Genomic DNA, 21248 nt, shown 5'->3' on the forward strand with positions numbered 1-21248 from the left:
GGGCCGCCGGATCTCCGGCGGCCCTTTTCCGTTCCCGACTTGCACGGAGCTTTGATAAACGGGACATTTGAGCGTCACCACACCTAACCAGCAACGGGAGACCCATGAAACACATGCGCAGCTTCTTTCCCCTGTCCCTGCTCGGCGTCTTGCTGGCAGGTTCCTTGTTCACCGGCTGCTTCGAGAGCGACGACGACGACGACGGCGGCGGCAACCCGGCCCTGACCGGCGTCTGGCGCCACAACGTCGTGGAGAACAACCAGACCATCGAACAGGAGACGGTGGAGCTGGTGAGCGACGGCAACATGATCAACGTGCTGGCCGACTACACGCTGGAGCAGTGCCTGAGTTTCGAGGGCACCTGGACGGCGGACGAGGACAGCATCCGGACCACCGTCGAAACCCCCCTCGGCCCCTACTCCACCAGCGTGGCCTTCGAGCTGAGCGGCAACACGCTGACGATCCACGACGAGGACGGCGAGACCATGGTCTACTCGCGACTGACCACCATGGTGGACTGCAGCGACTATGAGTTCGGCTCCTCCGGCCAGTGGACGGGGAGCTTCGGCGCCCTGGTGAACGGCGCGTCGATGGACTTCGGCAACAACGTCTACGTGGAGTTCGAGGACGGCATGCTGGGCTTCGGCGGCCTGTTCGGGACCGCCAACATGGCCTTCGTGCTGGACGGCCAGGCGGTGGGCACCTACACCGAGGAGAACGCCGCGGCCACCTACGTGCCCAACGTGGCCGACTACATGAACGCCTTCGTGTCCTCCGAGCTGACCCTGCAGCTGACCACGTCCACGGCGACGCACATCGCCGGCACCTTCTCCTACCAGGCGGCCAACATCAGCGCCCCGGCGGAGACCGTGACCGTCACCGGCCAGTTCGACCTGACGCTCGAGTAGCGAACCCGCATCCGTGAAGAAAAGGGGGCTGCCGCTGGCAGCCCCCTTTTTGTGAGGGACCGGGCCGGGTCGTTTCAGACGTCCTTGGCGTGGGTCCCGTCGCAGAAGGGGAAGTTCCCGCTCTTGCGGCAGCCGCAGACCACGGCGGCGCCGGCGCGCTCGCAGGTGTGGATGAGCGGCCGCTGTTCGCTGCCCTTGTGGGCGCCGTCGCAGAAGGGCAGGGCCTGGCTGCGCCCGCAGGTGCAGAAGGCGTAGTTTTTCTCTTCCAATTCCATCCGGATGGGTCCGTGGTGGTTCATCGCTTCGTCCTTTCAGGTTGTGATCAATAGCTCTGGCGATAGCGCAGCAGGATGCGCGGATCCCCCTTCAGCGCGCCCTCGGTGCGCAGGGGATCGAAGACCAGCTCGCCCGACAGGTTCAAGTGGCGGCTGACCTCGTAGTCCAGGTTCATGCGCTGGAAGATCCGCACCAGCGTGCGGCCCTCCACCGGCGTGGAGGCCACCAGCTGGCCGGTCCAGGAGGCAAAGGTGCGGTTTCCCAGCGCCTTGCCCAGGGTGACGCGCGTGCCCTGCAGGTAGTCCAGGTAGGACTGGCTGGCCTGCTCCTGACGGGTCTGGGAGGCCAGCAGTTCTTCCACCGTGTTGCGCAGGACGGGCAGGAAGATCCGCACCTCGTCCAGGCGCAGCTGGCGGCGCAGGCGGCTCTCGATGGGCCGCAGGGGAATCTCCCAGAAGCCCGCCACCACGTCGGGCAGCATGGTCTCGATGGCCCCGCCCGGATCGTAGGGGTTCAGGCCCATCTCCACCAGCAGCTCCTCCTGGCCGCGCTCCAGCAGGTCCTGGTTGGAGTTCAGGTCGTCCACCAGCTCCACGCGGATCTCGTCCCAACGCCCGCGCAGCTGCCGGTTGCCCAGCTCGTCGTCGGTGCGGAACTGCAGCCAGATCTGGCGGGCGTCCTCGCCGAACAGGCCCTGCAGGCCGGGATCCGTCTCCCGGGCCAGCACGGTGTGCCGGGCCCGGCCCCAGACCACGGGCAGCAGGGTGGAAGCGTCGAAACTCAGGCCGGCCTCCTCCACGTCGAACTCCTTGTCCAGGAAGATCACGCTGCCGCGCGTGCAGGTCACGTCCCCCAGCACGCGGAAGCTCTCGTCCTCGATCTGCCCGCTGAACAGTACGGGGGTGGGCGTGGGGTCCAGGTAGACGTCCACGGTGATCCGGTCCAGGTAGCCGGCGAAGCGCTCGACCACGCGCCGGTCATCGAAGCCCTGCACCTTGCAGAAGTAGTTCACGTGGCGGCCGGCCTCCAGGGCCACGTCCCATTCCATCCGGTTGAGGAAGCCGATGATCGCGTCCAGCAGCGGCGTGCGCGGGCCCTCGCCCTTGATGAATGGGAAGGTGAACTCGGCGTTGTCCACGAAGGCGCGGCCCGTCAGCACCGGCCGCTCCAGCGGGCCCGCCAGGCAGAAGAGCTGGCCCGGCCGCGAGCCCGCCAGCGCCACGGCGCCGCTCCAGTCCGGCTCCATCAGCCCCGGGATGGTCAGTTCCACCGGAGCCCGCCCGCCGCGCCGATCCAGGGTCTGCAGGGTGAGGATGCCGCAGTCCAGTCCCGGGCGCTCGAAGACCCAGGGTTCCAGTTCGCCCTCGGGACCCTCGGCCTCCCAGGTGTTGCCCACCAAGAGGCGCGTGTCACCCAGCCGGGCCTCGCACTGTTCGATGCCCAGCCGGCCGGCCTGGATGCCCAGCTGCAGGTTGAGGTCGCGCACCTTCTTGGCCACGGAGGCCAGGTCCAGGCTGCCGCCCAGCAGGGTCAGCCTGCCTTCGCGCAGCTGCGGATCCAGCAACGTGCCACCCACCTGGACCCGCAGTTCGCCCTGCCCGCTGGCGCTGCGGAAGAACGTGGAGGGCCGGCCCGCCCGCGTGATGGTCAGCGGATGGAGGAAGTCCCCGGCCGCCTGAACGTCCAGCTCCAAATCCCCGGCGCGGAAGGGCACGGTGCCGCGGGCCTCCAAGCGCAGGGGGAACGGCCCGCCGCGCACCAGCACCAAGCTGTCCAGGCTGAGGGCGCCGGCCTGGCTGGAGGGCCCCAGCCGCAGGTCCAATCGCTCGAAGACCAGACCGCCCCAGCGCGGGCGCTGCACGTTCAGCCAGGCCACCAGGCCCGGACCCCCGCTGCGCAGGTCCGCGCGCAGGGATCCGCCCAGCCGCCCCTCCAGCAGGGGCCGCTGGCCGGGGGCCGTATCCGCCAGTTCCGCGAGGTCGCGCTCCAGCAGATCCAGCTGCAGGGCGCGCGGCCCCTCCTTCAGCGACCAGATCCCCTCCAGCGCGGCCCAATCCAGGCCGTCCACATTCAGGCGGCCGCGCTCCACCCGGGCCTGGCTGCGGTCCAGGCTGAGGTCCGCGCGCAGACGGGTCTGACGGCCCAGCAGGCGCTGGCGCCACTCCAGTCCGCCGCGCAGTCCCAGGCTGTCCAGCGTGCCCTCACCGGCGGCCATCAGGCTCAGGTTGCCCAGGGTCAGAGGCGCCGGGTCCTCCACCAGCAGGTCCCAGTAGGGCTGCAGGGGCAGGTCGTCCGCCGTCAGCTCCACCAGGGAGCGGCGCGAGTCCAGGTCCAGCCAGCCGCTGGCCTCCAGGCCCTCGAGCTGCAGATGACCCAGCTCCAGCCGCCGGCCGCGCAGCGAGGCCTCCACCTGACCCTCCAGGCGGCAGTTGCGCCAGCCCTCCAGCACCAGCCCGGCGCTCAAGGCCCGCAGGCTGTCGGACCAGGCCAGGTGCCCATCCACCAGGGCCCGCCGGCCGCCCCAGGACAGCTCGGCCTCGGCCTCGGTCTCCAGGCCCCGGCCCTGCAGGCGCAACACGCCGGACAGCGCGTCCAGCGTGGAGGATTCGCGCAGGCCCAGCAGCGGGGCCAGGTCGCGGGCCAGACCCTCCAGCGTCAGGGTCCAGTCGAGGGTCTCGCCGTTCACCAGCTCCAGCAGGCCCAGCTGCCGGCTGGAGGGCAGGCGCAGGCTGAGCGTGCCCTCGGGCGGATGACCGTCCAGCAGCTGACCGGGCAGCGCGCCGCCCGCCAGGCCCAGCAGCTCGCGCCGTGGATCCAGCAGCCGGCCGTTCACGTCCAGCCGGCCCAGCCGCCAACCGGCGCCGCGGCGCTCCGTCTCCACCCGCAGGTCCAGCTCCAGGCGCGTGCTGTCCACCAGCAGACCCTGGAGTCCGGGCAGGCGGGCCAGCTCGGCCAGCAGGCGCGTGTCCAGCCGCAGGTCGGGCCGGCCCGGCAGCCCGCGGACTTCGCCCGTGGCGCTGGCGGACACGCCCGCCCGGGGCTGCCAGTCCAGCCTGCGGATGCCCAGCACGCCGTCGCGCCAGCTGCCGGTCGCGCGGGCCTCGCCCCAATCCCGGCCGTCCAGCTGCAACCCGCGCAGCGCCGCGAGCACGTCCAGCCGCGGGCCCTGCCGCCAGACCCCGTCCACCTGCAGGTCAAGCCGGCCCGCCAGCCGTTCCCACTCCCATCCTTTGAGCGGCGGCAGCCCGCGGCACTGGGCGCCCAGGTCCAGGTCCGCAGCCCGCAGCCAGGCCGTGGCGCCTTCCAGCCGCCAGGGCAGCGCGCCGCCGAACTCCAGCTGCTCGCCGCGCCGCTCCAGGCGGCCGCGCTCCACGCGCACGCTGTCGAGGCCCAGCTCCAGCTCCAGCGACCCGTGCCAGGGATCCTGCAGCTCGCCCAGCCGGGCGTCGCTCAGGGCCAGGCGTCCCTGCCCGGCCAGCGAGTCCAGCTTTCCGGCCTGCAGGCGCCCGCCCAGGGTCAGCGAGCTCCAGGCCTGGACCGTGCGCAGCCCGGGCCACCAGTCGGGCTTCTCCAGCCGCTTGCCCAGGCTGTCCACCCGGACGTGGAAGCGCCCGTCCAGGGTCGCCGGGTCGAAACGCAGATCGGCCCGGAAGGCCTGGCGCCGGTCCCCCAGCAGCTGGCTGCGCAGCAGTACTTCCAACCCGGCGTCCAGCGGCAGGGCCACGCCCTCCAGCCGGTCCAGCAGCAGAGTGCGTGTGCCCGCGCCGTCCACCCAGACCAGGGTGCCGCCGCGCAGGCGGATCTCCGGTGTCTCCCGCAGGGCCGGGGCCAGCCGGCGCAGCCACTCCTCCAGCGTGGGCGTGGGCGCCGCGCTCTGGCGCTTGGTGAACAGGCTGCGGTCCGCCACCAGCCGGAAGTCCTGCAGTTCCACCCAGTCCACGGCGGAGAGCGCGCTGCCCGGATGGAACAGCCAATCCAGCGGCGTCAGCCGCAGGCGGACCTGGCGACTCTCCAGGCGCAGACCTCCGCCCGGGCGCGTGAAGCCCAGGCCGCGCAGGTCCAGGCCCAGCCAGGCAGGCCGCACGGCCGCCAGCTGGACGCGCTCCAGTCCCTGGCGGGCCAGCAGATGCAGCACCTGCAGGCGGAGATTCTCCTCCAGGCCCAGCAGGCGCCAGGCCGCCAGGAAACCCATCAGGAACAGGGCGGGGATCAGCAGCAGCGCCAGGATCCAGCGCCGGGGCCTCATGGATGCAGCTGTTCGGAGGTTTTGCCGTAGCGGCGCTCGCGACACGCAAAGGCGTCGAAGGCCTTGAGCAGCTCCGGGCGCCGGAACTCGGGCCAGAGCTTGTCGGAGATGTAGAACTCGGTGTAGGCCAGCTGCCAGAGCATGAAGTTCGAGAGGCGGTGCTCGCCGCCCGTGCGGATCAGCAAGTCGGGGTCGGGCAGGTCGCCAGTGAAGAGCCGGCGGGAGAGGCCGGCCTCGTCCACGGAGGGCGCGCCCTCCTTCAGCAGCTGATTGACGGCGTGGAGGATCTCCTGCCGCGAGCCGTAGGAAAGCGCCAGGTTGAGCACCAGACCCGTGTTCTCCCGCGTGCGCTCCATGGCCTTGAGCATGCCCTGGCGGGCCCGCACGGGCAGATCCTCGAGGAAGCCCATGGTCCGCACGCGCACGTTGCTGGCGTGCAGGCGCTCCACCTCGGCGGCGATGGTGCGCATGAGCAGGGACATCAGCGCGCGCACCTCCGCCGGCGGGCGCTGCCAGTTCTCGGCGCTGAAGGTGTAGAGGGTGAGCACCTCCACGCCCAGCTCGCCGCAGGCCTCCACGATCTCGCGCACGGAGTGGATGCCTTCGTGGTGGCCGGCCACGCGGGGCATGCCGCGCTGCCGGGCCCAGCGCCCGTTGCCGTCCATGATGACGGCCACGTGGCGGGGAATCCGTCGTTCTTCACTGGAGGCGGGCTGCCGGCGGCCGGCGCGAAGCATCATCGCGATCCCCACTCCCACCTGCGCCGCGCGCGGTCCGGCGCAAGAGAGCAGCCCCGGCCGGGTGGCCGGGGCCGCACGATTCGTGACCGGGCCTACTGGCCCTTGTTCATCAGGTCCTTGCCCTTGGCGATGTTCTCCTTGGTGCCCGTGCGCACCAGGGCCACGCCCAGGTTGAACATCAGCTGCTTGTTGTCCGGCTGGAGGTCCAGGCATTTCTGGAAGCAGCTGGCGGCCTTGGCCGCATCCTGCTTCTCATCGGGCAGGTCTTGGAAGTAGAGCACGGCCATGGAGTAGTAGGAGTCGAACAGCAGGGCCGGCTCCACGCCGCTCAGGGCCTCGATGCGTCCGAAGGTGGCCAGCGCCTTCTCGGGCTCGCCCATGTCGCGGTAGAGCAGGCCCAGGTTGTAGACCAGCATGGGGTCGGTGGGATTGAGTTCGATGGCCTTGTTGAGGAAGCCCGTGGCCTCGGCCATCAACTTCTTGCCCTCGTCGTTCTTGAGCGCCAGACCCTGCTGGATGCGCACCTTGCCCGCGTAGTTGAGCAGTTCGGGGTGGGTGGGGTGCCTCTCCAGCGCGCGGTCCACGGCGCTGCGGCTCTGCGCGAAGTCGCGCAGGTTGTAATACAACTGGACCTGGGTCAGGGCGTAGTCGGCCGAGTCCGGCGCGGCCGCCACCAGGGCCGTATAGGTCTTGGCGGCTTCCTGCAGCACGGGAGTCCCGGCGCTGCCCGAGTAGAGCGAGTTGTACTCCTGAATGTAGAGGTCGCCCTTGCGCTTGAGGAAGTCCAGCCGGTTGGGCAGGATCAGCAGGGCGCTGTCCATGCGGTCGCGGGCCTGCTTGAAGTGCTCGCGGGTGGCGGCGCTGTCGCCCAGGGCCAGCGTGGAGTCCGCCGACTTGACCTGGGCCACGTGGCCGTTCCAGAGACCCTTCCAGAGCTGCTCGATGATCCGCTCGGCGTCCTGCTGGTATTTCTCCAGATCCTTGGGCTTGTCCTGGCAGGTGGCGAAGCCCAGGTGGGCCTTGTTCATCCCGACCCAGTCCTGCTTGGCGGCGTAGAGTTCCACCAGCCGCGCGTAGACCTGGGCCTCGCGCGTGTCCTTCTGGGCCGCCTTCTCGTACCACTCCAGGGCCTGGACCTTGTCGCCCTGGCCGTAGTAAGTGTTGGCGCTGCGCAGCTCCATGGACTTGCCGGCCAATGCCGAGGTATTGAGCAGCAGGACGGCCAACAGGGTCCAGGCTCCACGCGCCAGATTACGCTTCATCTTGTACTCCTTGCACGGTGCGAGTTCAGATCGCGGGCTCCGCAAGCGCCTTCCGGATCGCACCCGGAAAGGGCGCACCCAGCAGGCCCCGTTCGGTGACAATATCTTGAATCAGTTCCGCGGGCACCACATCGAAGGCCGGGTTCCAGGCCGCCGTCCCGGCGGGCGCCCAGCGCAGCGGGCCGTAGCCCAGCAGTTCCGTCGCATCACGCTCCTCGATGGGAATCGCCCCGCCGTCCGGGCACTGCCCGTCGATGGTGGAGAGGGGCGCCACCACATGGAACGGCACCCCGTGGGCCCTGGCCACCAGGGCCAGGCCGTAGCTGCCGATCTTGTTGGCCGTGTCGCCGTTCAGGGCGATGCGGTCGGCCCCGACGAACACGCCGTCCACGCCCAGCCGCTGCATGGCGAAGGCCGCCATGGAATCGGTGATCAGGCGCACGCGGATGCCCGCCTGCTGCAATTCCAGCGTGGTCAGCCGGGCCCCCTGCAGCAGCGGCCGGGTCTCGTCCACCAGCACCTCGAAGTCCAGCCCGCGCCGGTGGCCCTCCAGGAAGACCCCCAGGGCCGTGCCCACGCCGCTGGTGGCCAGCGGGCCGGCGTTGCAGTGCGTCAGATAGCGGCCGCCCGCGCGCAGCAGGTCGGCGCCCGCGGCGCTCATGGCCCGCCCGGCGGCGCGATCCGCCTCGTGCAGGCGGGCCGCCGTGACACAAGCCTCCGCGGCCCAGCGGCCGGGTTCCAGGTCGGCCAGGGCAGCCAGCACCTGCTCCACGCCCCAGGCCAGGTTGACTGCGGTGGGCCGAGCCCGGGCCAGTTCCAGAGCCAGGCCGCGCACACGTTCGGGATAGCGGGGATCCAGCGGGGAGCCGGCCTCCCGGCAGGCCAGGGCGGTGCCCCAGGCACCGGCCAGCCCCAGGGCGGGAGCGCCGCGCAGCCTGAGCGTCGCGATGGCCTCCCGCAGGTCGGCCACGCGCGCCAGGCGCAGGGTCAGGCTGTGGTCGGGCAGCTGCGTCTGATCGATGATCTCCAGCGCGCCGTCCACCCAGGTCAGAGGTTCCATTACTCCAGCGTGAATTCGGTCAGGGCGGCGAACTCGCGCAACCGGGTTTCCAGTTCCCCGGGCGTGACGCTGAGCAGGCGCCCCAGGGAGAAATCCTCCACGCTGAAACTGGCCAGGGCCGAGCCGCGGATCACGGCGCGCCGCAGCGTGCCCTCGTCCACCCGGCCCTCGGCGGCCAGCGAGCCCACGAATCCGCCGGCGAAGGTGTCGCCCGCCCCGGTGGGATCCACCACCCGCTCCAGGGGCAGGGCCGGCGCGGCGAACAGGCTGCCCGGGCCGACCATCAGCGCGCCGTGCTCGCCCTTCTTCACCACCACCGTGCGCGGCCCCATGCCCAGCAGGGCCCGGGCGGCGGCCAACAGGTGGCGCTGGCCCGTGATCTGGCGGGCCTCCTCGTCGTTGACGATGAGGATGTGGGTGCGGGCGATGACGCGCTTCAGGTCCGCCAGGGCCGTGTCGATCCAGAGGTTCATGGTGTCGGTGACCACCAGCAGCGGGCTCTCCATCTGGTCCAGCACGTCGAGCTGCAGGCTGGGCTGGATGTTGGCCAAAAAGAGCACGGGCCGGCGCCGGGCCTGCTCCGGGATGTGGGGCTGGAAGGCCTGGAAGACGCCCAGTTCCGTGAACAGCGTATCACGGCCCATCATGTCGGCGTGGTAGCGCCCGCCCCAGCGGAAGGTGCGCCCGCCGGGCACGATCTCCAGACCGTCCAGGGAAACTCCCAGCCGGCGCAGGGGATCGAGTTGCTCCAGGGGGAAGTCCTCGCCCACCACGCCCACCACCTGCACGGGCGCATAACGGGAGGCCGCGGCGGAGAAGTAGAACGCGCTGCCGCCCAGGGCGTCCTCCACCTTGCCGTGGGCCGTCTCCACCGTGTCCAGGGCCGTGGAGCCCACCACCAGGATCTCTTGTGCCATCTGCGCTCCTCATGCAGGCCGGCCGCACGGGCGGCCGGAATGTGTCACGGACTGGCTGGTTGGATGTCCGGCTCAGCCCTTGGCGGCGGCTTTGGACAGCTTACGGGCGGCCGTGCGGGCGGCGGCGGCGGCGCGGCGCACCTCCAACTCCTCGCGGGCGTCCTTCAGGGTGCCGGCCTTGCCCGTCTGCTCGTCCAGCTCCAGGCGCAGGGCGTCGCACCAGAGCCGCTCCAGGTTGTACAGCTTGCGCTTGGCGGGCTGGAAACTGTGGAAGATCACGTTGACGAAGTCCACGACCATCCACTCGTCGGAGTCACGCTCGGAGACGTAGGCCTTCTCGCCCAGCTTGCGCGCCTCGTCCATGACGAAGTCGGTGATGGCGCGGACGTGCATGCCCACGCTGCCCGTGCAGATGACGAAGAAATCCGTCGTGTCCGTCAATCCGCGCAGGTCCAGGATCACCACGTCCTCGGCCTTCTTGGCCCAGGCCAGTCGCGCGATCCGCCGGGCCAGATGAATGCCCTGCATGACTCCCCCTCCTTCAGCGAGTGCCCATGATGGGCAACTTGTGATAATCCGCTCCCAGGATGAGCGTCACGTCCACATCCACCAGCATGGGATCCTCGGCGTAGCTGATGCGGGCCGAGGACAAGCCCAGGTCCTGCGCCAGTCGCAGGGAGGGCGCCGGGTCCTGCACGCGGCTGATGATGCGGGTCTTGTCCAGGTCACTGTTGGCGTTGCCCGTCTCCCGCACGTCGTAGCGCAGGCGGCGCAGGCCGTCGGCCGCCTTGGCGGCCATCAGACGCACGCCCGAGCCGTTCTGCACCTGCAGGCGGATGGTGGAGCGGGCGCTCTCCGGCGCGGGCTGGTTGGCCGGTTTGGCGGGCTCGCGGGCCGCAGTCTCCTCGCGAGGCGGCGGACTCTGCGCCTGCAGCGTGTCCACGGGCGCCGGGCGCGACGCAGCCACGGGTTCGGGTTCGACGGGTTCCTGCCAGCCCTCGTCCACCTGCTCGGCCGGCGGTTTCTCGCCGCGGCCCAGCCAGCCGTTCAGTCCCTCGCTCAAGTCCTCCGCAGGCAGGCGGTTCCAGAAGTGGAACAGCAAGGCCAGGTTGGCCAGGGAGACCGCCAGGGCCGACCAAGCCGCCAGCGCGGTCCAGAAGCCGCCGCCGGAGCCGGAGGGCCCGCCGGATGATGGGGGTGCGGTGCGACGAATGGACATGGCCTCAGGTGTGCTTGGAGTGGTTCATGGATGGCTCCAGCCGTCCAGGGGCGAGGCCCAGGCACCCGGCCAGGAGCGGCTGGTCGCCGGTCCGCGGGAGGCGGCCAGGCGCATTTCGAAGTCCGCGTTGGGACGCCAGACGAACTCGGCGCCGCCCACCAGGCCCTGTCCGGTCATGCCGGGCACGACGGAGTTGTGGAAGACGCTGTTCACGCCCAATTGCAGGCGCATGTCCAGGGTGGAACTCAGCCGGTAGTCGAGCTGGTTCAGGTACAGGCCTGTGCCCACGGACCCGCCGCCGCCACTGGCAAAACCCATGGAGACCGACTGGCTCAGGTGCATGCGGGCCGGATCCAGCAGGGGGCCCTGCAGGTTCAGGCCGGCCATGGGCTGCATGACGAGGCCCGCCAGGGGCTGAACGTCGGCCCGGTCCTTGAACTGGGCCTGGGCGGAGATCACCAACAGCAGAATCGACAGGATTCCTGCGAGGCTGCGGACGGTCATCTTGTCTCCCTTCCCATTGACTGGATTCATGATAGCGCTTTTTCCGCGTTCGCGCCCCGCCGCCGGGCCAGTTCCCGCTCCACCTGCTCCAGCTGCTCCACGGTGTTGATGCCCTGGATCTCGGCCGGATCGTCGGTGGGCAGGGCGGCGACGGGCAGTCCGTCTTCCACCAGAAAACGAATCACATCGGTCAGATACAATTCGCCCTGGGCGTTGTCCGGACGAAGCCGGTCGATGCAGCCGAACAGCCGCTCCACGTCGAACAGGTAAATGCCGGAATTGATCTCGCGCACGGCGCGCTCGGCTTCGCTGGCATCCTTGTGCTCGACGATGCGGGCCACCCGCCCCGCGGCGTCGCGGATCACCCGGCCGTAGCCGGTGGGGTCGTCGAAGAGCGCGGTGAGCACGGTGGCGGCGTGCCCGCCCTGGCTGTGGACGTCGCGCAGGGCCGCGAGGGTCCGGCCCCCCAGCAGCGGCACGTCGCCCGAGAGCACCAGCACGTCGCCCGTCCGCCCCTCCATGGCCGCGCGGCACATCTGCACCGCGTGCCCCGTGCCCTTCTGCTCGGCCTGGACGGCGAAACTCACGCCGCGGCCGCCCACGGCCATCATCACGGCCTCCCGCTGATGCCCCACCACCACCACCTGGTGCCGGGCGCCCACGGCGTCCGCCTGATCCAGCACCCAGTCGATGAGCGGGCGCCCCAGGCAGGGGTGCAGAACCTTGGCCAGGTCCGATTTCATTCGCGTGCCCTTGCCGGCGGCCAGCACGATGACGGAGAGCTCCCGGGTCACGATGTCCTCCTTGGATTCCGGCCGCTGGAACACGCCTCACATGGACGACCACGGCCCCGTTCAATTCCCTCAGGCCGGGCGAGGTTCCCCCCAGCGCGGCCGCATGTTGTCGATCAGGCGCGTGGCGCCCACCCGGGCCGCCGTCAACACGACCAGTTCCTGGCCGGGTGCCAGGGACACGGCCGGGCCGGTGGCCCACTCAGGCCTGGCGGGCGTGCCAGCCAGGGAGTCCAGCGTGGCCCAGTCCGCCACGTGCAGGTAGTCCAGTTCCACGCCGGGCTCCGCCTCCAGCACCCGTCGCATGGAGTCCAGGGCCGCGGCCGGCGCGGCGCCCGCCTCGAGGAGCCGGCAGCCCGCGTGCAGGGCGCGCTGCAGGGCCAGGGCGCTCACGCGCTCCGCCTCCGACAGGTAGACGTTGCGGCTGCTAAGGGCCAGGCCGTCGGGCTCGCGCACGGTGGCGCCCTCGAGGATCTCGAGCTCCAGGTCCAGGTCGCGCGCCATCCGGCGGATCAGCCAGAGTTGCTGGGCGTCCTTGGCGCCGAAGGCCGCCACGCGGCAGCGGGTCCAGAGGAAGAGCCGCAGGACGATGCTCAGCACGCCCTGGAAGTGGCCGGGCCGCGAGGCGCCGCAGTAGCGCTCGGCCACCGCGCCCGGGGTCACCCAGGTGGCGTAGTCGGGGGGATAGACCTCCCCGGGCTGGGGCGCCAGCACGCCGTCCACGCCCTCGGCGCGGCAGAGGGCCAGGTCGCGCTCCAGGTCGCGCGGATAGCGCGCCAGGTCCTCTCGCGGCCCGAACTGGGCCGGGTTGACGAAGAGGCTCAGCCAGAGGCTGTCGCAGACGGGGCGCAGCCGGCGCAGCAAAGAGGCGTGCCCCTCGTGGAGGTAGCCCATGGTGGGGACGAGGCCGATGCGCCGGCCCTGGCGCTCCAGTTCGCCGGCGCGTGCCTGCATCTGGCTAATGGTGGTCAGCAGCTCCACTGGGTCCTCAGTCTGTCAATCCGGCTGTGCCGGGGGGCCGTGTTTTCCACTTTTCTGCTGGCGCCAGAAGTGGTCCCCCGCCCGTCATCCCCCGGCTTGACCGGGGGATCCGAACCCTTGCCCGTTATCCCGGCAGATGCCGGGAGCCCTTGTTTTCCACCTTTCTGCTGGCGCCAGAAAGGTGGCGCCAAAGAGGCGCTTTTTCTCAGCGGCCAGAGTCAGGCCACCTCGCGGTGGCCTTCCGCTAGCCGGCGGTCGGGCTTCCTGCAACCACGTAGTTGGTTCCGCACGGCCGGTCAGGCCTGACGGCGTCACCACCTGGTTCTGGTTCAGGCCTAAAGGCCTTCACCTCGCGTAACACAACTCGCTTTGAGACTTCGTGCCTTCGTGCTCAAGCAGATCCTCGAACGTCCCTGCCTACGACCCCGACAATTCCAATCTCAACGCTGTGCCTCTGTGCCTCTGTGTTGGTTCGAGCAAACTCCAGCTCAGATCTCGCCGGGGCCGGGAAAGCCACCCGCGCGCACGGCGGCGGCGTAGCCGCGCACGGCCTCGCGCACGGGGCCGGCCAGCTCGGCGAAGCGGCGCACGAAGGCCGGCTGAAGCTCCTCGTAAAGTCCCAGCAAATCGACGTTCACCAGCACCTGGCCGTCGCAGTCAGGGCCGCTGCCGATCCCGATGGTGGGAATGCCCAGGCCCGCCGTGATCCGCGCCGCCAGGCCGGGCTCGAGCTTCTCCAGCACCAGGCTGAAGCAGCCCGCCTCCTCCAGCCGCCGGGCGTCCTCCAGCAGCTGCGCGGCCTCCCCGGCGGAACGCCCGCGCTGGCCGTAGCCGCCCAGGCGGTGGATGCTCTGGGGGATCAAACCCAGGTGGCCCATCACGGGAATGCCGCAGTCCACCAGCCGGCGGATGGTCTCCAGCACAGCGGCGCAGCCCTCGATCTTCACGCCCTGGGCCCCGCCCTCGGAAAGCATGCGCCCGCAGTTGCGCAGCGCCTCGTCGAAACCGCCCTGGACGCTCAGAAAGGGCATGTCGGTGATCAGCAGGGCGCGCTCCACGCCGCGGCGCACGCAGGCCGTGTGATACACCATCTGCTCCACGGTGACAGCCAGCGTGTCCGCGCGGCCGCCGTAGACCATGCCCACGCTGTCCCCCACCAGGATCAGGTCCACGCCGGCCTGGTCCTCCAGCCGGGCGAAGAGCGCGTCGTAGGCGGTGAGCGCGACGATGCGCTCGCCCTTCTCCTTCATGCGCCGCAGGCCGGGAATGGTCAGGGCCCGGGTCTTGCCCTCACTCGACATGGAATGCCTCCTCCTGTGAGCCGGCGCGCCGGATCCAGCCGCCGCCCAGCACGCGTTCGCCCTCGTAGAAGACCACGGCCTGGCCCGGGGCGATGGCCCGGCGGGCCTCCGCGAACCAGACCTCCGCCGTGTCGCCCTGGACCTGCACCCGGCAGGGCACGCCGGCGTCCCGATAGCGAATGGCCGCGCGGCAGCTCCACCAGCCCTCCGGCACCTCCGTCAGCCAGTTGAGCCCGTCCGCCCAGAGCCGGTCCAGGAAGAGTGCCGCGTCCTCGTCCAGCTGCACGCGCCCGCTGGCCGCGTCGATGCTGCGCACGTAGAGCGGCCGTCCCTGGGCCACGCCCAGCCCGCGCCGCTGGCCCACGGTGAAGCGCGCCACGCCGGCGTGCCGGCCCAGCACGCGGCCGTCCGGCCCCACCAGCTCGCCCTCGACCTGGGCGGCCGCGCGCTCCGGATCGTGGTGGCGCAGGAAGCGTGCGTAGTCGCCGTCGGGCACGAAACAGATGTCCTGGCTCTCGGGCTTGTCCGCCGTGCCCAGGCCCAGTTCCGCGGCCAGCGCGCGCACGGCGGATTTCTCCAGCCCGCCCAGCGGAAAGAGCGTGCCCGCCAGCCGCTCCCGCCGCAACCCCCAGAGCGCGTAGCTCTGGTCCTTTTCCAGGTGGGCGGCGCGCAGCAGCGCGTGGCCGCCGCCAACCGGCTCGATCCGGGCGTAGTGCCCCGTGGCCACGGCATCGGCGCCCAGCCGGCGCGCCCGCTCCCAGAGGTGTTCCCACTTGAGGCGCGTGTTGCAGAGCACGCAGGGGTTGGGCGTCCGGCCGGCGAAGTACTCGGCGGCGAACACGTCCATGACCTCGCGCCGGAACTCGTCCACCAGGTCCACCACCGCGTGGGCCACGCCCAGCCGGTCGCAGACCCGGCGGGCGTCCCGGTAGGCGCTCAGGTCGCAGCAGCTGCGCTCCACCGTGGGCAGGCCGCTCTCCGCATGGCCGTGGAGCTTCATGGTCAGGCCCACGACCTCCCAGCCCTCCCGGACCAGCAGGGCCGCGGCCACGGAGGAGTCCACGCCTCCGGACATGGCCACCACCACGCGTCCGCGGCTCACGCCTCGGACCCCAGCCGGCGGACGTGCTCGTCCAACCGCTCGGCGGCGTAGTCCAGGTCCGCCTCCGTGGTGGAACGACCCAGCACCAAGCGGATGCTGCTCTTCGCCTGCGCCGGGCTGAGACCCGCGGCCAGCAGGACGTGGCTGGGCTCGATGGAGCCCGTGTGACACGCGGAGCCGCTGGAGACCGCGATGCCGTCCAGGTCCAGGGAGAGCAGCAGGGCCTCGCCCTCCACGCCCGTGAAACTCAAGGAGAAGTGGCCCGGCAGGCAGTCCGACGCCCCGCCGTCCGCCAGCAGGGTCAGGCCGGGGAGCGCGGCGATCCGGGCCTTGAAGCGCGCGGACAGGCTTCGCAGGCGCTCCACCACTTGGGGTCGCTCGCGGACGGCCAGCTCCAGGGCCAGCCCCAGACCGACGATTCCGGGCACGTTCTCCGTGCCGCCCCGCAGACCGGCAAACTGGAGGCCACCGGTCTGCTGCGGGCGCAGCGCCACACCCCGGCGTACGTAGAGGAAGCCCGCCCCCTTGGGTCCGTGGAACTTGTGCGCGCTGCCGCTCAGCAGGTCCACGGGTACTTCGCGCAGATCCACGGGCAGGCGCCCCAGGGCCTGGACGGCGTCCGTGTGGAGGAGCACGCCGTGCCGGCGGCAGATCTCGGAAAGGCGCGCCATTTCGTGGATGCCGCCCAGCTCGTTGTTGGCCCAGATGACGCTCACCAGCCCGGTGGGTACCCGGCCCAGCGCCTCGTCCAGCCGGGCAGGATCCAGCAGGCCGCGGGAATCCACCGGCAGCCGCAGGACGGGCCGGCCCGCGGCCTCCAGATCCGCCGCCGTCTCCAGGACGGCCGCGTGCTCCGCGGCGGTGGTCAGCAGGGCCAGCTCCGGCGGCAGGGCCGCCAGCACGCCGCGCAGGGCCAGGTTGTCCGCCTCGGTGCCGCCGCTGGTGAAGAGGATCTCGTCCGGCCGCCGCGCTCCGATGGCCGCGGCCACCTGCTCGGCGGCGTCGTCCAACAGGGAGCGGGCCCGTCGCCCCAGGTGGTGGCCGCTGCTGGGATTGCCCCAAGCCTCCCCTGACAGCCGCAGCATGGCCTCCCAGACCCGCGGGTCCGGCGGCGTGGTGGCGGCGTGATCCAGGTAGACTCGGCGCACGTGTGACAATCCTTCCGCTTGCCCGGCGCGGCTTCGCGCGGGGCCCTGAACATAGAAAACCCGTCAAGCAACCTGCTGCCCGGCGTCCCACCCGGGCTCAGCCGGCCCGCCGGTATCAACCGGTCCGCCAGCTCCACTCCAGCCGGGCCCGCAGGCTCTGGCGCCGGATGGCCTCCCCCAGCCCGCGGTCGCGCACCCGCTCCCACTGCAGGTCCAGGCTGAAGTGACCGCGCCGGCTCTCCCGCCCCAGCAAGAGCTGCGGACCCTGCCGGGCCAGGTCGCGCACCTGGCGCCGGTTGCGCGTTCCCGAACCGTCGTTCCAGCGCCAGTCGCCGCGCCGCTGCCAGGACCAGCCCGGCCGCAGGGTCCAGGCGCCGTGTCGCAGGTCCAAACTGCTGGTCAACCCCCACTCCCGCGCCGAGTCCGAGATGAGCTCGCGCCCGTCCCGGCGCGCAAAGGAACCGCCGTCCTCCTCCATCCAGCGCCCGCGGCCCTCCCAGGCCAGGCGCCAGGCGCCGCGCGCCCCCGCCGCCCGCCAAATGTCCCGGCGCACGCGCTCCTCCCACTGCAGCCGGCGCTGGATCCAGCTGCGCGGCTCGTCGGGATCGTCGAAGTCGTAGAGCCGGTAGTCGGCCACCAGCGCGCCGCCGCCCGTGGTCTGGAAGGCGCCCAGCCCCACGCGGTGGTCGGCGCCCGCGCGCCAGGTGCGGTTGAGGTAATTGGACCCGCTGCGGCTGGACTGCAGGTGCCGCTCGGCGTTGAGGGTCAGGCCCCCCTCGAGGCCCAGGCGCGCGCCGGGCCGCCAAGAGTGGCTCCAGCGCAGCCGCAGGTCCCGGCGGGCCTGGTCCGTGTAGTCGGGATCCCGGCGGGCTGGGCCGACGAAGTCCGAGTCGCGGCGGCGCAATTCCACCACGACCAGGGCCAGCAGGCTGTCCCGGGCGGGCCGCCAGAGCAGACGGGTCTCAAGCCGGTTGAGCGCGATGCGGCTCAGCGTGCGACTCAGCCGGCCCACGTTGCCGTACTCGGCCTCCTGCGACTGGCGGCGCAGGGTGAAAGAGAGGGCCGCCTCCAGCGCGCCCAGCCGCTGGACAGGCTCGGCCCGCAGATCCAGGCCGCGGTCCAGGCTGGAGCCCATGCTGCCGCCCAGGCTGTCGGCGCTGTCCCGGGGCCGGCGATCCTGGCTCTCATTCCAGCCCGCCAGGTCCGCCGTGTAGCGCCCGCCCTTCCACAGACGGCCGCGGAAACGATTCTCCACCCGCACCTGCAGCGTCTTGCGGCGTTCGAGAGACTCCAGGCGCGGATCGGGAAAGGCGTCCTCGCGTTGCTGGCCGAGCTGCAGGCGCGCCTCGTCGCTCTGGTCCTCGGGACCCTGCCAGCGGGCCCGCAGGTCCGCCTCCGCCCGGGAATTGCGGCGCTGGCCGGGCCGCTCGGCCTGCCAGCTCCCGCGCCCCTCCAGCAGCCAGCCCGCCTCGCGGGTGCGGGCCAGGGCACCCGCCCGGAGGCGCGGACCGCTGTCGTAGCCGGTCTGGCGGCGATCCTGCATCCAGCCGCCCAGCAGCTCCAGGTCCAGCGGACCGGCCCAGCGCAGGCCGGCGTCCAGCGAGGAGCCCAGGGTCTCGCGCAGGGAGCGGCGCTCGTTGAACAAGGCTTGGCGGGCCGTCCAGCGCAGGCGCCAGGGTCCTTCCAGCCGGCGCGTGCCGTCCAGCTGGAGTTGCTCCAGCAGGCGGCGGCTGTCCCGGTTGTAGTCGCGGAATCCGGCGCGCCATTCGACGCGCAGTTCGAGGTTCAAGCTGTCGCGGGGATTCTCGAACACCTGGCGGGCCAGGAGGCGGGCGCTGTGGTCCTCCAGGCCGCGCTCGGCCTGCTGCTGCACTTCCAGGGACCAGGCTGCGGGGAGCAGCGCCAGCCACGCGCCCACCAGCAGCGGGGCGAGTCGCACGTCACACCTGGCCCGGCACGGGGGCGTCCGGACGCCCGACACGTTCCCCGGGCGTGATCTGGTTGACCAGCGCGCCACCGGACACCACCAGCTTGACGGCCTCCTCCACGCTCATTTCCAGCAGGATCACGTCGTCTTCGGGCACGTAGACCAGCATGCCGCTGGTGGGATTGGGCGTGGTGGGGATGAAGACGGAGAGCAGGCGGTTGTCCTGTTGCGGCCGCAGGCGCTCGCGGATCTCGCCGCCGGCGCGCCGCGTGAGGAAGCCGATGGACCAGATGCCCTGGCGCGGATACTGCACCAGCACGGCCTGGCGGAAGAGCTCGCTCTTGGAGGTGACAAAGGAGTCCATGATCTGGCGGACGGCGCGCACCAGTTTGCTGAGGAAGGGGATGCGCTCCACGAAGCGCTGGCCCACGAGGATCAGCTGGCGTCCCACGTAGATCTGCGTCAAGAAGCCCACCCCGAGGATCACCAGCACCAGCAGAATGAAGCCCAGGCCGGGGATGTAGGGCAGGCCCAGCTCCAGCAGGATGGACTGGATCATCCGCCCCAGCACGCGGTCCAGCCAGTTGAACACGCCCACCAGCACCATGACGGAGAGGCCCACCGGTGTGATGGTGATGACGCCCGTCATGAACAGGCGGCGCAAGCGCTTCATTCTTCCCCGCCTTCCCGCCGGGTCAGCGTGTCCTCGGGCAGCACCACGCGGTACAACTCCTCGCCAGGCCGCGCCATCCCCAGGCGGCGAGCCTCCTCCTCCAAGGTGAAGGAATCGTTGGTCTCCAGCCGGCGATTCCGGCCACGATACCAGCCGATCTGGGTCTGCAGATGCTGCGAGCGCTCAGCCAGCGAATCCAGGGTTCCGCGCAGCCGGGCATGGTCCAGCAGACCGTGGTCCCGCAGCACGAACCAGGTCGCGCCCGCCAGGATCAACAGGAAGGCCAGCACCTTGCCCGTGGTGCTTGAAAGCGGCGCCCGTCCCGCGCCGGCCAAGGCCAGCCGCGAGACGAGCGCCTCACTGAATCGCCGCAAAGCGTTCATGCCCGCTAACGGGCCTCCGTTCCCGCATAGACCGCCGCGTCTCCCAGGGACTCCTCGATGCGCAGGAGCTGGTTGTACTTGGCGATGCGATCGGTGCGGCTGAGGGACCCGGTCTTGATCTGGCCGGCGCCCGTGGCCACCGCCAGGTCGGCGATGGATGTGTCTTCGGTCTCGCCCGAGCGATGGCTGATCACGCTGCGGTAGCCGTGCCGGGCCGCCAGACGCATGGTGTCCAGGGTCTCGGTGATGGTGCCGATCTGGTTCACCTTGATCAGGATGGCGTTGGCCACGCCCTTGTCCAGGCCCATCTGCAGACACTTGACGTTGGTGACGAAGAGGTCGTCGCCCACCAGTTGGATCTGTTTGCCCAGCTTGTCCGTCATCAGCCTCCAGCCGTCCCAGTCGTTTTCGGCCATGCCGTCTTCGATGGAGACAATGGGATAGGCGTCCACCAGCTCGGCCCAGTAGTCCACCATTTCCTTGGAAGTCAGGACGCGGTCCTCGCCCTTGAGCACATAGCGCTTCTTCTTGGCGTCGTAGAACTCGCTGGCGGCCGGATCCAGGGTGATGAAGATGTCCTTGCCGGGCTTGTAGCCGGCGGCCTTGATGGCCTCGACGATCAAGTCCAAGGGCTCGCGGTTGTTCTTCAGATTGGGGCTGTAGCCGCCCTCGTCGCCCACGGCCGTGGCGTACTTCTTGGTCTGCAGGACCTTCTTCAGCGCGTGGAAGGTCTCGGCGCCCATGCGCAGGGCCTCGGCGAACGTGGCCGCGCCACGCGGCTGGATCATGTACTCCTGCAGGTCCACATTGTTGTCGCTGTGGGCGCCGCCGTTGAGCACGTTCATCATCGGGACGGGCAGGATGTGGGCATGCACTCCGCCCAGGTACTGGAAGAGCGGCAGGCCGGAGGCCTCGGAGGCGGCGCTGGCCACGGCCATGGAGCAGCCGAGAATGGCGTTGGCGCCCAGCTTCTTCTTGGTGGGCGTGCCGTCCAGCGCGCACATCATCCGGTCGATCTCGACCTGGCTGGCGGCGTCCATGCCCAGCAGCTCGGGCATCAGGATGTCGTTGACGTTTTCGACGGCCTTGAGCACGCCCTTGCCCAGGTAGCGCTTCTTGTCGCCGTCGCGCAGCTCGCAGGCCTCGAACTGGCCGGTGGAGGCGCCGCTGGGGACGATGGCGGAACCGAAGGCGCCGCCGGAGAGGGTGACGTCCACCTCGACGGTGGGGTTGCCGCGGGAATCCAGGACCTCACGGGCATGGACATCGACGATATCGAACATGGTACCTCCGCATGACTGGCGTAGGGACACGATGCATCGTGTCCCTACAACGTATCCGTTCAGACCGTCGGCGTCTCCGCGACGGCCGCCTCGCGTTTGAGGATCATCACCGTGGCCCCCCCGCAGGGACCCAGGCCGCAGGCCACCCAGCCGTCGCGCTCCCGCTGCCGCAGGATCTTGCGCAAGGTGGCGTCGTCGCGGCCCGTCACCGCCACCACCTGGTGGTCGAAGCGCCGGACTTCCTTGCGGACGATGAGGCGCGGCCCCGTGACTTCGCCCATGGCGACCACGGTGAGGCCTTCCCCCTCCACTTCCTTCAACAGGGACTCCAGCCCGCGACGATCGGAAAAGGCGGCTTCCAGCACCTTGTGGGACATGTCTTGTTCCTTATCTGAACTCGATCCGGCGGCTCGCTCGAGCCCGGTCCGCGGATTTTTCCCGCTGATCCACCGGAAGGGTCCGTTCTTTCCGGTTGCTGCAGACGCCCCGTTGCAAGGTGTGAAAGTCCCCCCGCCGGGGCAACCAAC

General features: G+C 70.6%; 20 protein-coding genes. 1 reads left to right on the forward strand and 19 read right to left on the reverse strand.

The annotated features are described in order from the left end of the window. Positions 1 to 104 precede the first annotated feature (104 nt). On the forward strand, positions 105 to 908 hold the full coding sequence (locus tag WC326_02930; protein MFA7330007.1) for a hypothetical protein: 804 nt from the start codon (positions 105 to 107) through the stop codon (positions 906 to 908). A gap of 74 nt (positions 909 to 982) precedes the next feature. On the opposite strand, the gene WC326_02935 is transcribed toward WC326_02930, so the two are convergent. The 19 genes from WC326_02935 to WC326_03025 all read right to left on the reverse strand — a co-directional run bounded on the left by WC326_02935 (position 983) and on the right by WC326_03025 (position 21098). After that, on the reverse strand, positions 983 to 1207 hold the full coding sequence (locus WC326_02935; GenBank protein ID MFA7330008.1) for a CDGSH iron-sulfur domain-containing protein: 225 nt from the start codon (positions 1205 to 1207) through the stop codon (positions 983 to 985). A 23-nt stretch (positions 1208 to 1230) separates the two neighbouring features. After that, positions 1231 to 5430, reverse strand: coding sequence for a hypothetical protein (locus WC326_02940; protein ID MFA7330009.1), 4200 nt, complete (start codon positions 5428 to 5430; stop codon positions 1231 to 1233). Further along, on the reverse strand, positions 5427 to 6170 hold the full coding sequence (locus WC326_02945) for an isoprenyl transferase (GenBank protein MFA7330010.1): 744 nt from the start codon (positions 6168 to 6170) through the stop codon (positions 5427 to 5429). The genes WC326_02940 and WC326_02945 overlap by 4 nt, the downstream gene beginning before the upstream one ends. A 92-nt stretch (positions 6171 to 6262) precedes the next feature. Next, complete coding sequence (locus WC326_02950) at positions 6263 to 7432, reverse strand: tetratricopeptide repeat protein (protein ID MFA7330011.1); 1170 nt, start codon at positions 7430 to 7432, stop codon at positions 6263 to 6265. 25 nt (positions 7433 to 7457) lie between these two features. Further along, on the reverse strand, positions 7458 to 8492 hold the full coding sequence (gene mtnA, locus WC326_02955) for an S-methyl-5-thioribose-1-phosphate isomerase (GenBank protein ID MFA7330012.1): 1035 nt from the start codon (positions 8490 to 8492) through the stop codon (positions 7458 to 7460). Then, on the reverse strand, positions 8492 to 9409 hold the full coding sequence (locus WC326_02960) for a PfkB family carbohydrate kinase (GenBank protein ID MFA7330013.1): 918 nt from the start codon (positions 9407 to 9409) through the stop codon (positions 8492 to 8494). The genes mtnA and WC326_02960 overlap by 1 nt, the downstream gene beginning before the upstream one ends. Before the next feature lie 72 nt (positions 9410 to 9481). Then, positions 9482 to 9937 (reverse strand): ribosome silencing factor, encoded by a 456-nt coding sequence (gene rsfS / locus WC326_02965; protein MFA7330014.1) that lies wholly within the window; start codon positions 9935 to 9937, stop codon positions 9482 to 9484. A 13-nt stretch (positions 9938 to 9950) separates the two neighbouring features. Then, complete coding sequence (locus WC326_02970) at positions 9951 to 10628, reverse strand: LytR C-terminal domain-containing protein (GenBank protein MFA7330015.1); 678 nt, start codon at positions 10626 to 10628, stop codon at positions 9951 to 9953. A 24-nt stretch (positions 10629 to 10652) separates the two neighbouring features. Then, complete coding sequence (locus tag WC326_02975; protein ID MFA7330016.1) at positions 10653 to 11132, reverse strand: hypothetical protein; 480 nt, start codon at positions 11130 to 11132, stop codon at positions 10653 to 10655. A gap of 26 nt (positions 11133 to 11158) precedes the next feature. Next, positions 11159 to 11926 carry an NTP transferase domain-containing protein gene (locus tag WC326_02980; GenBank protein ID MFA7330017.1) on the reverse strand — a complete coding sequence of 256 codons (768 nt, stop codon included), beginning with the start codon at positions 11924 to 11926 and terminating at the stop codon, positions 11159 to 11161. A gap of 69 nt (positions 11927 to 11995) precedes the next feature. Beyond that, positions 11996 to 12904, reverse strand: a complete 909-nt coding sequence (panC, locus tag WC326_02985; GenBank protein ID MFA7330018.1) for a pantoate--beta-alanine ligase — start codon at positions 12902 to 12904, stop codon at positions 11996 to 11998. 488 nt (positions 12905 to 13392) lie between these two features. After that, entirely contained in the window at positions 13393 to 14205 is an 813-nt protein-coding gene (gene panB / locus WC326_02990; protein ID MFA7330019.1) for a 3-methyl-2-oxobutanoate hydroxymethyltransferase, read from the reverse strand. After that, positions 14195 to 15307 (reverse strand): tRNA 2-thiouridine(34) synthase MnmA, encoded by a 1113-nt coding sequence (mnmA, locus tag WC326_02995; GenBank protein ID MFA7330020.1) that lies wholly within the window; start codon positions 15305 to 15307, stop codon positions 14195 to 14197. The genes panB and mnmA overlap by 11 nt, the downstream gene beginning before the upstream one ends. After that, entirely contained in the window at positions 15304 to 16455 is a 1152-nt protein-coding gene (locus WC326_03000) for a cysteine desulfurase family protein (protein ID MFA7330021.1), read from the reverse strand. The genes mnmA and WC326_03000 overlap by 4 nt, the downstream gene beginning before the upstream one ends. A 115-nt stretch (positions 16456 to 16570) precedes the next feature. Then, positions 16571 to 18394, reverse strand: coding sequence for a hypothetical protein (locus WC326_03005; protein ID MFA7330022.1), 1824 nt, complete (start codon positions 18392 to 18394; stop codon positions 16571 to 16573). A gap of 1 nt (position 18395) precedes the next feature. Continuing rightward, positions 18396 to 19055 (reverse strand): DUF502 domain-containing protein, encoded by a 660-nt coding sequence (locus tag WC326_03010; GenBank protein ID MFA7330023.1) that lies wholly within the window; start codon positions 19053 to 19055, stop codon positions 18396 to 18398. Beyond that, positions 19052 to 19438 carry a hypothetical protein gene (locus WC326_03015; GenBank protein ID MFA7330024.1) on the reverse strand — a complete coding sequence of 129 codons (387 nt, stop codon included), beginning with the start codon at positions 19436 to 19438 and terminating at the stop codon, positions 19052 to 19054. The genes WC326_03010 and WC326_03015 overlap by 4 nt, the downstream gene beginning before the upstream one ends. 5 nt (positions 19439 to 19443) lie before the next feature. Then, a complete protein-coding gene (eno, locus tag WC326_03020) occupies positions 19444 to 20721 on the reverse strand; it encodes a phosphopyruvate hydratase (protein MFA7330025.1) in 1278 nt (425 codons plus the stop codon). Between the two features lie 59 nt (positions 20722 to 20780). Beyond that, the gene (locus WC326_03025) at positions 20781 to 21098 is read right to left on the reverse strand and encodes a hypothetical protein (GenBank protein MFA7330026.1); all 318 of its coding nucleotides are present in this window, start codon (positions 21096 to 21098) and stop codon (positions 20781 to 20783) included. Between the last annotated feature and the right edge of the window lie 150 nt (positions 21099 to 21248).

This window comes from Candidatus Delongbacteria bacterium (assembly GCA_041675285.1).
Lineage (GTDB): Bacteria > CAIWAD01 > CAIWAD01 > CAIWAD01 > CAIWAD01 > CAIWAD01.

What these genes read in the sequence shown, in the direction of transcription:
- WC326_02930 (MFA7330007.1), top strand. Translation starts at nt 105, where the DNA reads ATGAAACACATGCGCAGCTTCTTTCCCCTGTCCCTGCTCGGCGTCTTG.
- WC326_02935 (MFA7330008.1), bottom strand. Translation starts at nt 1,207, where the DNA reads ATGAACCACCACGGACCCATCCGGATGGAATTGGAAGAGAAAAACTAC.
- WC326_02940 (MFA7330009.1), bottom strand. Translation starts at nt 5,430, where the DNA reads ATGAGGCCCCGGCGCTGGATCCTGGCGCTGCTGCTGATCCCCGCCCTG.
- WC326_02945 (MFA7330010.1), bottom strand. Translation starts at nt 6,170, where the DNA reads ATGATGCTTCGCGCCGGCCGCCGGCAGCCCGCCTCCAGTGAAGAACGA.
- WC326_02950 (MFA7330011.1), bottom strand. Translation starts at nt 7,432, where the DNA reads ATGAAGCGTAATCTGGCGCGTGGAGCCTGGACCCTGTTGGCCGTCCTG.
- mtnA (MFA7330012.1), bottom strand. Translation starts at nt 8,492, where the DNA reads ATGGAACCTCTGACCTGGGTGGACGGCGCGCTGGAGATCATCGATCAG.
- WC326_02960 (MFA7330013.1), bottom strand. Translation starts at nt 9,409, where the DNA reads ATGGCACAAGAGATCCTGGTGGTGGGCTCCACGGCCCTGGACACGGTG.
- rsfS (MFA7330014.1), bottom strand. Translation starts at nt 9,937, where the DNA reads ATGCAGGGCATTCATCTGGCCCGGCGGATCGCGCGACTGGCCTGGGCC.
- WC326_02970 (MFA7330015.1), bottom strand. Translation starts at nt 10,628, where the DNA reads ATGTCCATTCGTCGCACCGCACCCCCATCATCCGGCGGGCCCTCCGGC.
- WC326_02975 (MFA7330016.1), bottom strand. Translation starts at nt 11,132, where the DNA reads ATGACCGTCCGCAGCCTCGCAGGAATCCTGTCGATTCTGCTGTTGGTG.
- panB (MFA7330019.1), bottom strand. Translation starts at nt 14,205, where the DNA reads ATGTCGAGTGAGGGCAAGACCCGGGCCCTGACCATTCCCGGCCTGCGG.
- WC326_03010 (MFA7330023.1), bottom strand. Translation starts at nt 19,055, where the DNA reads ATGAAGCGCTTGCGCCGCCTGTTCATGACGGGCGTCATCACCATCACA.
- WC326_03015 (MFA7330024.1), bottom strand. Translation starts at nt 19,438, where the DNA reads ATGAACGCTTTGCGGCGATTCAGTGAGGCGCTCGTCTCGCGGCTGGCC.
- eno (MFA7330025.1), bottom strand. Translation starts at nt 20,721, where the DNA reads ATGTTCGATATCGTCGATGTCCATGCCCGTGAGGTCCTGGATTCCCGC.
- WC326_03025 (MFA7330026.1), bottom strand. Translation starts at nt 21,098, where the DNA reads ATGTCCCACAAGGTGCTGGAAGCCGCCTTTTCCGATCGTCGCGGGCTG.